This window comes from Streptomyces rhizosphaerihabitans (assembly GCF_025399795.1).
In the GTDB taxonomy this organism is placed as follows: domain Bacteria; phylum Actinomycetota; class Actinomycetes; order Streptomycetales; family Streptomycetaceae; genus Streptomyces; species Streptomyces rhizosphaerihabitans.
This window is the reverse complement of record NZ_JAODTZ010000106.1, coordinates 1-10,610: the sequence shown is the minus strand read 5'-3', so window position 1 is coordinate 10,610 and position 10,610 is coordinate 1. Positions and strand designations below refer to the sequence as shown.

At 69.2% G+C, this 10,610-nt stretch carries 7 protein-coding genes and 1 pseudogene; 3 read left to right on the top strand and 5 right to left on the bottom strand.

Annotated elements, in window-relative coordinates:
- The first annotated feature begins 447 nt into the window (after positions 1-447).
- From N4G66_RS44270 to N4G66_RS44260, 3 genes and pseudogenes are all read left to right on the top strand, one after another.
- Positions 448-2,145, top strand: a pseudogene (locus N4G66_RS44270) (IS200/IS605 family accessory protein TnpB-related protein).
- Positions 2,146-2,337: 192 nt separating this feature from the next.
- On the top strand, positions 2,338-3,354 hold the full coding sequence (locus N4G66_RS44265; RefSeq protein ID WP_261709997.1) for a helix-turn-helix domain-containing protein: 1,017 nt from the start codon (positions 2,338-2,340) through the stop codon (positions 3,352-3,354).
- A 226-nt stretch (positions 3,355-3,580) separates the two neighbouring features.
- A complete protein-coding gene (locus N4G66_RS44260; protein WP_261709996.1) occupies positions 3,581-6,973 on the top strand; it encodes a S8 family peptidase in 3,393 nt (1,130 codons plus the stop codon).
- Positions 6,974-7,500: 527 nt separating this feature from the next.
- Here the strand turns inward: N4G66_RS44260 and N4G66_RS44255 are convergent.
- From N4G66_RS44255 to N4G66_RS44235, 5 genes are all read right to left on the bottom strand, one after another.
- Positions 7,501-7,716, bottom strand: a complete 216-nt coding sequence (locus N4G66_RS44255) for a hypothetical protein (protein ID WP_261709995.1) — start codon at positions 7,714-7,716, stop codon at positions 7,501-7,503.
- Positions 7,665-8,000: a DUF6221 family protein gene (locus N4G66_RS44250; protein ID WP_261709994.1), complete on the bottom strand. Its 336-nt coding sequence runs from the start codon at positions 7,998-8,000 to the stop codon at positions 7,665-7,667. The genes N4G66_RS44255 and N4G66_RS44250 overlap by 52 nt, the downstream gene beginning before the upstream one ends.
- Positions 8,001-8,341: 341 nt before the next feature.
- Complete coding sequence (locus N4G66_RS44245) at positions 8,342-9,145, bottom strand: LppX_LprAFG lipoprotein (protein ID WP_261709993.1); 804 nt, start codon at positions 9,143-9,145, stop codon at positions 8,342-8,344.
- A 329-nt stretch (positions 9,146-9,474) separates the two neighbouring features.
- Positions 9,475-9,888, bottom strand: a complete 414-nt coding sequence (locus tag N4G66_RS44240) for a VOC family protein (RefSeq protein ID WP_261709992.1) — start codon at positions 9,886-9,888, stop codon at positions 9,475-9,477.
- A complete protein-coding gene (locus N4G66_RS44235) occupies positions 9,885-10,469 on the bottom strand; it encodes a dihydrofolate reductase family protein (RefSeq protein ID WP_261709998.1) in 585 nt (194 codons plus the stop codon). Before N4G66_RS44235 ends, N4G66_RS44240 begins: the two co-directional genes overlap by 4 nt.
- Positions 10,470-10,610 lie beyond the last annotated feature (141 nt).

The window sequence follows — 10,610 nt, the reverse complement described above, 5'->3', positions numbered from 1 at the left end:
GGGGTCCTGCCGGCCCACCCGAGTTCGCCCCCTGCCTGCCGTGGTCCGCGAGGCGGCGAGCGGGCTGCCGACCGGGTTGCCGGGCATGCTCGCGCAGCCTCGCCGGACACGAACGAAGTGATTGACGACGCAGGGAACCCGGGTCCCGCGACCGGCGTGCGTCCACCACGCACGGCCGGCCGCAGGACCCGGGCCGTGAAGTGTCGAACCAGGCCGTCCTCTTCGGCCTGATGATGCACGTGCCGCAGCAGGTACACCTCGGAACCCAGGGCTTCCGCGTAGCTGTCCCGGCGCCGGCGGTCACTCCCTGAGGGGGGGTGGCACCTGCTGCCCTTTGACTGCGCGTGAGGGTGTTTGGGCGTGCATGGGTGAGTGTCGACGACGTTCATCCGCATAAGAGCGCAAGCGGGAACGGGAGTTCTTGTCTCGAAGGGGTGACCTGTGTGGGTGGTGGTCGTTGGGTGGGGTGAGGGATGTTCGCGGGGTGTTCGGGTCGGGGGTGAGCGGGTTGGGCGGTGCGGGTGGGTTGCGAAAGGTGGGGGCGTCGTTCGTGGTGCCCGGCCCGTCGGGTGTGGCGGTCCGGGACCGGCTCAGGGGCCTGACCGCGCAGGACGAGAGGGTGCTGCGGCTGGTCGGTGACCATCTGGGTTCGCTGGCGTCGGGGGATCTCAAGTTGCGGTGTGCGGTCGGTCTGGAGCACGACAACGAAAGCTGGGCGTCGCGCAAGCGCGAGCTGAGCGGGCTGTCGTCGTCGCGGTGGGCGGGGTCGTTGACGAAGGCCACGCATGACCTGTGGGCGTTGGCCCGGCGCGGCCAGGCCGCGCACATCCGGCAGCTCGAGGCCGGGGTCGGCACGATCCGGCACCGGCTGTCATTGCCGCTCGGCGAGAGGGGTTCGAAGCGGGCGGCGGGTGGATATCGCAGTCGGCGGGAGTGGCATGCCAAGACGCGTCGGCTGTACGTGTTGGAGGACCGGCTGGAGCGGGCGCGGGCCGACTGGGCGGCCGGGCGGGTGCGGGTGGTGCGGGGCGGGAAACGGCTGCTGAACACTCGCCATCACCTGGAACAGGCCCGGCTCACCGAGGAACAATGGCGGGTGCGGTGGCAGGCGTCGCGCCGGTTTGTGCAGGCGGACGGCGAGTCCGGGAAGCGGTACGGCAACGAGACCATCCGCGTCGGCCCCGACGGGCAGGTCAGCATCAAACTCCCGGCCCCGCTCGCCCACCTCTCCAACGCCCCGCACGGCCGTTACGTCCTCACCGCGCGAGTGTCGTTCGCACACCGGGGCGAGACATGGCGGGACCGGGTCGGGGCGAACCGGGCGGTGGCCTACCGCATCCACGAAGACACCAGCGCAACCGCTGGTATCTGACCGCATCCTGGACCCTCCCACCCGCCCAGGCCGTGCCCCTGACCGCCGTGCGGGCCGGTGGCCTGATCGGTGTCGACACGAACGCCGATCACCTGGCCGCCTGGCGGCTGGACGTGCATGGCAATCCGGTCGGCGTCCCGCGCCGCTTCGACTACGACCTGTCCGGCACCGCCGACCACCGCGACGCCCAGGTACGCCACGCGCTGACCCGCCTGCTGCACTGGGCCACCCGCCACCATTTGGCGATCGCCGTCGAGGACCTCGACTTCACCGCCGAGACCAGCCGGGAAAAACACGGCCGCCGAAAGAAGTTCCGCAAGCTGATCTCCGGCATGCCCGTCGCCCGGCTGCGCGCCCGCCTGGTATCGATGGCCACCGAACTCGGCATCCCGCTGGTCGCCGTCGACCCCGCCTACACCTCCCGCTGGGGCGCCCAGCACTGGCAAAAACCCCTCACCACCAGCAAACGCACCACCACCCGCCACGACGCTGCCGCCGTGGCGATCGGAAGGCGCGCCCTGGGGCATCCGATCCGGCGACGGACGGCACCGCCCCGTACCCACCAGCGTGATGGGTACGGGCATCGGACCGTCCAGGCCCGACCGGGCTCCCCGGGGCGTGAGGGACCCTGCCCCCGCATTCCCGGACCACGGACACGATCCGTGCCGCCCGGACGCGGAGCGAACGCAGGCAACCAGAACGCCCAACACCGTCCGGGGCGTTCGACTGAGCAAGGGTTCTGGCAACAGGACTCACTCCCGCTCAGTCTCTAGGAACGGTGCACCGGCGTCTTCCACCCGGGAGGCCGGTCCGAGCGTCCCAGGTGGGTGCGCAACAGGCAGCAGCCCAGGGTGACTTCCGGCGGTGGGATAGGGTCGGCCGAGAAAGATCCGCTCGGTGCGTTTGAGCTGCACCAAGGGGCAGACACGGCGGCCGCCCGCGAGGGGAGCTGGATGCTTCAGGCGTTGGGATTGGGACCGGCCGAAGAGGCTGTCTACACCGCACTGCTCGCTCGCCCGACAGCCTCCGCGCACGACCTCGCCCGGCAGACCGGATTCGAGGAGCCCGAGACCACCCGCATCCTGCTCGACCTGTCGGCACGTGGTCTGGTGGTGATCGCCGCCGAGGCCGGGAGCGGGGCACCTGACGTGGCCGGCCGCGGGGCCGGCCGGCCGTCCGCCCGCTACCGGATCACCCCGCCCTCGGTGGCCCTGGCCCCGTTCCTCGTCGAGCAGCGCAACGCGCTTCAGCGGGCCGAGACCGCGTTCGCGATGCTGACCGAGCAGTACCGCAGCACCGCAGCGCATCCTGCGGGCAGCGTCATGGAGGTGGTCGTCGGCGTGGAGCAGGTCGCGCACCGGTTCCATCAACTGCAGCGCGGTGCTCAGCGGGAGTTGCTCGTCTTCCTCGTCGGGGAGCCCATCGCGGTACCGCGCGAGGACACCGACATGTCGGAGAGTTCCGCGCTGGACCGCGGAGTCGCCTTCCGGGTCGTGGCGGCCAAGGACTATCTCGACGGTCCCGACGTGGGCAGGGATGTGAGGGAGGCCATCGCGGCGGGTCTCGAGCTTCGTCTGGTCGACTCGCTGCCGCTGAAGATGGTCGTGTCGGACCGGGAGCGTGCCATGGTGCCGCTGGACATGGCGGACTCCGGCGGTGAGCCGAGCGCCATCGTGGTGCACCGCAGTGGCCTGCTGACGGCCCTGGTCCATCTCTTCGAGAAGGAATGGGCCCAGGCCCGTCCGCTGTACACCACCGCCACGGGTGTGCGCGCGAAGCCGACAGCCGATCAGCAGCCGACCGAGGGGGAACTGGAGGTCCTCGCCCTGTTGCTGGCGGGGGTCTCCGACCGGCGGGTGGCCTCCCAACTCGGTCTCTCGATACGCACCGTGGAGCGGCGGACGCGCCGTCTGATGGACCTTGCCGGAGCTGATTCGCGTCTGCAGCTCGGGTGGCACGCCGCACGTGCGGGCTGGTTCTGACCCGCCGGGCCGATGCTCGCCCGGATGATCGCGGCGAAGGGCACGCGGGCGTACCTGCACCTGCCGGGCCCCAAGCCCCACCGAGCCGACGAGCCGCCGGATGCGACCGCGTGACGGGAAACCGACATGCGGGAAACCCGTCACGCGCGGCGTCCCTCGCAGGTCCGTATGCATGGCAGGCTCCAGCTACAGCCTGACATGTTCACGGTATCCAGTGGGGAGATCCATGCGCTCCATAACGCGTACGGCCTTGGGCGCGGCGACCGTCGCCGTCCTGACTGTCACCGCGGTCCTGCCTTCCGGGGCGGCGGCGGACACGCCGTCCGACGGTGCCTCGGGGAAGAGGCCCGTCGTCGGCGGTGGGACCACGGCGGCGGGCGGCAAGCAGGTGTCGGTCACGCTCGTCACCGGCGACAAGGTACTGGTGACCACGGACCTGTCGGGTCACAGCTCCGCGGCCGTCCTGCCCCGCGAGGACGGCGCACAGCCGATCGTGCAGACCTTTCAGATGGGCAAGGACCTCTACGTCTACCCGGAGGACGCCTCCCGGGCGATCGCCGAGGGCAAGGTCGACGAGCAGCTGTTCAACGTCACCGGGCTCATCCGCCAGGGATACGACGACGCACATACCGACACGCTGCCGCTGATCGCCACGTACCAGAACAGTGTGAACCTCGCCGGCAGCGCGCCGGCGGCCCCCCGCGGGGCCGAGCGGGGCCTGAGCCTCCCGACTGTGGACGGCGTCGCGCTCAAGGCCGGCAAGGACACGGCCGCCACCTTCTGGCAGGACATCACCAACGCCCGCTCACGTTCCGCCTCCACACTGAAGAAGCTGTGGCTGGACGGCAAGGTCGAGGCCACGCTGGACCGGTCCACCGCGCAGGTGCACGCGCCGGAGGCCTGGGCGGCCGGCTACGACGGCAAGGGCACCAAGGTCGCCGTGCTGGACACGGGCGTGGACGCCGAGCACCCGGACCTGGTGGGCCGGGTCGCCGCATCCGAGAACTTCACGAACTCCAAGACCACCGACGACCAGGTGGGTCACGGCACTCACACCGCTTCCACGGTCGGCGGGTCCGGAGCGGCCAGTGACGGCCGCAAGAAGGGCGTCGCCCCCGGTACCTCCCTGCTCATCGGCAAGGTCCTCAACGACCAGGGCTACGGCCAGGACTCCTGGGTCATCGCGGGTATGCAGTGGGCCGTCGACCAGCAGGCGGATGTCGTCTCCATGAGCCTGGGCAGTGCTGCGATCGGCGACTGCGCCGACCCGGTGGCCCAGGCCGCGCAGCAGCTCTCGCAGAACACCCACACCCTGTTCGTCATCGCCGCCGGCAACGCCGGTTCGGGCACTGAGACCGTTTCCTCGCCCGGTTGTGTGCCCGGCGTGCTGACCGTCGGTGCCGTGGACCGCGACGACACCACGGCGCAGTTCTCCAGCCGCGGTCCGGTCGCCGTCACCCACACTCTCAAGCCCGAGATCGCCGCCCCCGGCGTCGACATATCGGCGGCCAACGCGGGCGGACGGGGCGTCTACGCCTACCGGACGATGTCCGGCACCTCCATGGCCACCCCGCATGTCGCGGGCGCCGCGGCCGTCGTCCGCCAGGCCCACCCGGACTGGACCGCGCAGCAGATCAAGGCCGCCCTGGTCGCCTCCGCCCGCACCGGCGGCAAGGTCGCCGGAGCCGACGAGACCGGCGCCGGTGTCCTCGACGTGTTCGCCGCGGTGCACCAGAAGGTGCTCTCCGCGCCCGCCGTCCAGGCCGGCAGCTACAACTGGCCGCAGGACGCCTCGGACCGCACCACCGTGCGGGTGCCGTTCACCAACACCACCGGCCGCGATCTGACCCTGAGACTGAGGGTCAGCGGTGTGCACGGCAACGACGGCAGCGACGTCGACTCCCGCATCGTCCAGCTGGAGGACGACAAGGTGAGGGTCCCCGCGGGGGCCACCGCTCGGGTGCCGCTGCGGATCGACCCCACCGCCCGTCTGAAGGACGCCCAGTACGGTGCGGTCACCGGCCGGATCCTGGCCACCGGCGAAGGTGTGCACGTCTCCGTGCCCGTCACGCTCTACGTCCAGCCGGAGACGGTCACGCTGCGGGTCAAGGTCATCGACCGCAACGGCAAGCCCGCGGCCGGCTCCTCCTCCCTGGACCTCGTCAAGCTCGACATCGACAAGGGCGAGCGCCGTACCAACGCGGGTGCGGCCGACCAGACGTACAGCGTGCGCCCGGGCGACTACGCTCTCAGCAGTTTCGTGGTGTCGTACGACGCGAACAACGCGGCCGAGTCGGTCAGTTACCTCGCGCAGCCGCAGCTGCGGATCACCCGTGACACCACCGTCGTCCTCGACGCCCGCAAGGCCCACCAGCTGAGCCTGCACACCGACCGGCCTTCGACGGTGGACAGCACCACGTTCAGCTACAGCCGCATATGGGACGACACCTGGCTGATGGCCGGCTCGGTCGTGATCGGCAAGAGCGTCCAGAAGGTCTACGCGGACATCGACGGACGTGCCACGAACGGCACCTTCGAGTTCCGGCCCACCTGGCGGGCGATCGGCTCCCAGGACGGGGCGTCCTACGTCTACAACCTGTCGTACCCGACCCGGGGTCCGCTGTACTCCGATCAGGTCTACAAGCCCAAGGACTCCAGGCTCGCCCAGGTCGCCGAGACGTGGAAGGCCATGGGCAAGGAAGGCGACTACCTCGACGCACTGTTCGTCCGCCCTTCCGGGGGTGACAGCGACTACATCACCGTCAGCCCGTTCGGCGGGGTCCATGTGCCCGGTACCCGCACCGCCTACTACACGACCGGCGACGACGCCTGGTACCACGGCGCGATGACCAGCTTCCCGTTCGCCGCGTTCATGGGCGACCAGGAGCGCACCTACCGGGCCGGACAGCGCAGCGCGCAGGAGTGGTACGGCGGCCCCCTGCGGCCTGCCGCGCCGCGCGACGCCGACGGCAAGCTGATGCTGTCCGCCGAGCGGCAGGGCGACCTGATCGGATTCCAGAACGCGCTCTGGGTCGACGGCTCCGGCGACCACTGGTCCTACGGCGGATCGTTCGGCGACCTCGGCAACCTGGTGCTGAAGCGCAACGGTGAGCAGATCGGCAGCAGTTACGACCCGTACGGCGTGTTCCAGGTGCCGGACGAGGACTCCGCGTACGAGCTCACCCAGAACCTGGAGAAGATCCCCTCCTCGGACCGGAACTGGCTGCGCTCCACCGCTGTCACCACCACGTGGAGCTTCCGCTCCCACCGGGAGCCGGACGTCTACTCCCGCGGTCTGCCGATCCTCGCCCCGGCGTACGACCTGCCGGTGGACGGCATGAACACCCTGCCGGCGCAGAGCGGCATCAGGGTCGGCCTGTCGGTCGAGGGCCACGCCGGGTACACCCCGGGCGCGATCACGGAGGCCTCGCTGTCCTACTCCTACGACGGCGGCACCACCTGGACCCAGGCGCCGACCCAGCGGCGGGGCGGCAAGTGGACGGCCGTCCTCGACCACACCGGCGCCGCCGGCAAGCAGGTCATGACGAAGGCCACCTTCACCGACGCCAACGGCAACGCGGTCACCCAGACCATCACCCGCGCCTACGACGTCCGGTAGACACCCGGTCCGGCCGGGCGGTCCAGCGCAACGGGCAGCCCGGCCGGCCGCCGCTCCCACCTGTGATCACCAGAGCATGGTCGGCTCCAACTCGCCTGGCGGGATGCGATGTCGGCCTGGCAGGCGGGTGAAGCCTCTGGTGGATGAGTTTTCGATCGAGGGAACCGTCTCCACCAGAGGCTTCGCATGCCGAAGTGACGTTCACCGGCGGACCGGGTCCGGGACGTGATCCCCGATGCAGATCGGCAGGACCGCGTCGGCCCCGGAGACAGGGACTCTCTTGTGGGGGGTGGCTCTGGTCGAAGCGGGAGTGCTGGGACTCGCTGTCCTGGCGGAAGCCCTTGAGACGGCGGCCGGCATGGGTGTCCGGCGGTATCTGCCTCAGGTGCTCGGTGCGGTTGAAGCGCTGCCGCCTGGTCGAGGGGTCGATCTCCCGGTCCTCCGGGGTTTCGTCCCCGGACCGCACCCCCGTCCGGCATCCTCACAGTCAGTCGTGGATGTCAGAAACTGGCGGCTGCGTGGCGTCGCTACGGCGAGGGGATCGGATTCCGGCGCCTGGCGAGGCGGCGCCAGCCCACCCAGGAATTGATCACAAGCAGGACCGCTCCCGCGATGGGCCAGCCCATGGATCCACCGTTGCGGTAGGTCTCAATGCCTACAGCCAGCAGCATGACGCCGATCACTGGGCCCATCAGGTCCATGAAGGCGTCCAGGCGGCTTGCGGTCTTCGGAAGGTTGGCCACGGCTTGATCGTGACAGTCAACGCGGACCTGAGCAGGTCGTCACATGGCCATAGGTCGCCGTCGAACTGGCAGTCATCACGGTCGTCCCAGGGACGCTCAGGGTCGCCTTCGGCGGGGCTGAGCCTGTGACGGTTCAGTACGCGCCGCTTGGCCTCGACTTCGCGCAGCACACGGACGGGGTCGTGCAGGGCCACGTGTTGCGCGATTGAGGGATGGAAACCGGTGAGGTCCACCTGGCGGAAGCCGACCGTGTCCCCGCGGGCGGTCCACCCCCCCCGCAACATCCGGCCGCCTCGCAGCGCTGGGCCAGTTCGGCCTCCTCGTCCAGGCGCACCTTGAGGAACGCCACCAGGTCGTTGTTCATGAGGGCATCCTCGACGATGGACCATGTGCCGGCACTCGTTTTACAACCGTCGCTTCACTCCAGGCCTTGGACCAACACGCTTTTCAACTGTGGTGGCGGGGCTGCGGGTTGGGTGCGGGAGCGTTCACCTGGGTTCATGGCCGATCGGTCGTCTACGCCGGGAGGGTTGTGGGTCTCGCCTGAACGGTCGTGAACGGGGCTGAATGAGACGGAAACTGAGACGGGCCAGCGTCTAGGGGCTTTCCTCGACCCAGGTGCCGCTCAGCCTTCCTGTGCGTCGGTGGGCGCGAGTGGGGTGGTGTCCTTGGTCGGCGGCGATTCGATGGTCACGGGCTGATTGATGTCGAGGAAGGTGATGGTCAGGTCGAGCGGCCCGTCTCCGGTGCCGACCAGGTCGTCATTGTGCTCGGCCCGCATACGGAACTGTTTGGTGCGGTGGTCGCCGTCTATCCACAGGTCCATGGTGAGCGGGTCGGAGACTTCCAGCTGTATGAACTGATCGAGGCGCCCTCCGGTCAAGCCCTTTCTGTTAACCGTCCCTTTGTAGTGTGTGGTCTTTGCGCCGTCGACTGTCTCGGTCCCGATCAGCCGCAGGTCCTTGGACCCGGTCAGAAGCGTGGACTGCACGGTTGGGCTCACCTGCAGCTGACTGGGCAGTACGCCGTAGGACTGGTTGTCCACTCCGCCGCGTCCCCACACGGCCGGCTCAGCGCTGAGCCAGCTCTTGCCGTTCAGCTTCTCGGGACGTATCGCACTCCCGCCGACATATATCACCTTGTCGACGAACCGGATCTCCAACTGGGCGTTCCCGCCCCGGACGGCCGCAGCGGTCATCTTCATACTCATGGCCAGCGGTTGCGTGTTCATGGAAGCCTCGGCCTTCAGGTGGCCTTTCCCCGGTACGGTCCCGCTGATCCGATAGCGGAGCGACGTGATGTCCTCGGCGTTCTTCCCCGCGTTCGCCACAGCCGCCGCGGGAGTCACCTTGGGTGGGTCTGCAACCGCGGAACCGCTCTTGGCACCCCCTCCGCAGGCAACCGATCCCCCCACGAGCAGTACGGCCACGAACGTCACGCTCCTCGCTCTGCGCGGTACGGAGATAAAAACGGACATACCCGCGAACCCCCAAGGTAGATGGCAGATCCCTGCCAAGGGCCGCGAGCCTAACTCAGGGTCTGTCCTGGGGTCTGCTGGGGTCCTGTGAGGTGTGTGCGGCATACACGTCAGACGTGCTCGCACCACGTTCGGCGGTCGTACGCGTGGTCGGACTCACAGCTTGGGAAGCTGCGGGCATGAGCAATCGTCAAGACCTGTGGATGGGGTGGGGATGACGCTGCGCGTTGCGCTGCGGCCGCGCCGAGGGGAGCATCGCCACCCCGCTCACCGTGACCACCTCAGGAGAAGTCTGCTGCGGTGATGCCGTCGGGATGTCCGAACGGCCACTCCACCAGCTCGATCCGGTACCCGTCCGGGTCCGTGAGCCACGACGTCTTCGGGCCGTGAGGGCCGCCCGGATACTGGACAGGCTCCGGCTCCAGGCCGGCCTCGGCCAGCGTTTTCAGGGTGACAGTCAGCGTGTCCACCTGGATCGCGAGGTGGTCGATTCCACTGCCCACGTCGACGCGTCCGCCGGCGGGACGGTGGACCAGTTCGAGCGAGGCCGCCGGTTCGCCGGGGAACTTGAGGATCACGAGGCGACTCCCGTCGCCGACCTCGACCCTGCCCAGCTCGACGTAGCCCAAAGCGGTGTAGAAATGGAGCGAGCGATCCAGATCGGTGACGCGGTAGGCCACGAAGAGCGTCTTCATGCGGCCTCCCCGGGTCGGCGCACCTGGTAGCGGAGGTGCGTGACGTCTCGATCCTCGAGCCGTCGGACGAGGTCGAGTTCGATGTGATTACCACCGAGGTGGTCGAACAGCCGTCGACCGTCCCCGAGGAGGACCTGCACCAGGTGGATCTCCATCTCGTCCATCTGCCCGGCTCGGAGAAGCGCTTGGGCCGCCCCCGCCCCATGGACCATGACCGGCCGGTCCCCGGCGGCAGCGCGAGCCTGACGGGCGCATTCCTCGACGTCGGTGACGAAACGCGCGTGGCCGGGTGGCACGTCCCCGTCATCCACCTGGTGGGTGAGGACGAGGATCGGCACGCCGTCGTGATGGTCGCCCTGCCAGCGCCCGGCGAGTTCGAAGGTCCGTCGGCCGGAAATCACCGCGCCGGTCGCCAGCGCTTCGCGGTAAACCTGGCCGCTCGGACCGTCGGATTCCCGATCGTCGAGCCAGTTGAAAAGCCGTCCGCCGTCGCGTCCGAGCTCCTGACCTGGCCGATCACCCGGCCCGGCGATGTAGCCGTCGAGTGACATCGACATGTACAGCCGAATCGGATTGTGCATCCTGGCCTCCATCCCTCCATCCCTCCATCCCTCCATCCCTCCATCCCTCCATCCCTCCATCCCTCCATCCCTCCATCCCTCCATCGCTCCTCCACGACACCGGGACCCGCCGCTTCCTGATCCGCCGACGGGGCGGGCATG

Coding starts and splice junctions, on each gene's coding strand:
- N4G66_RS44240 (WP_261709992.1), bottom strand. CDS start 9,888: ATGAAGACGCTCTTCGTGGCCTACCGCGTCACCGATCTGGATCGCTCG.
- N4G66_RS44260 (WP_261709996.1), top strand. CDS start 3,581: ATGCGCTCCATAACGCGTACGGCCTTGGGCGCGGCGACCGTCGCCGTC.
- N4G66_RS44250 (WP_261709994.1), bottom strand. CDS start 8,000: ATGTTGCGGGGGGGGTGGACCGCCCGCGGGGACACGGTCGGCTTCCGC.
- N4G66_RS44235 (WP_261709998.1), bottom strand. CDS start 10,469: ATGCACAATCCGATTCGGCTGTACATGTCGATGTCACTCGACGGCTAC.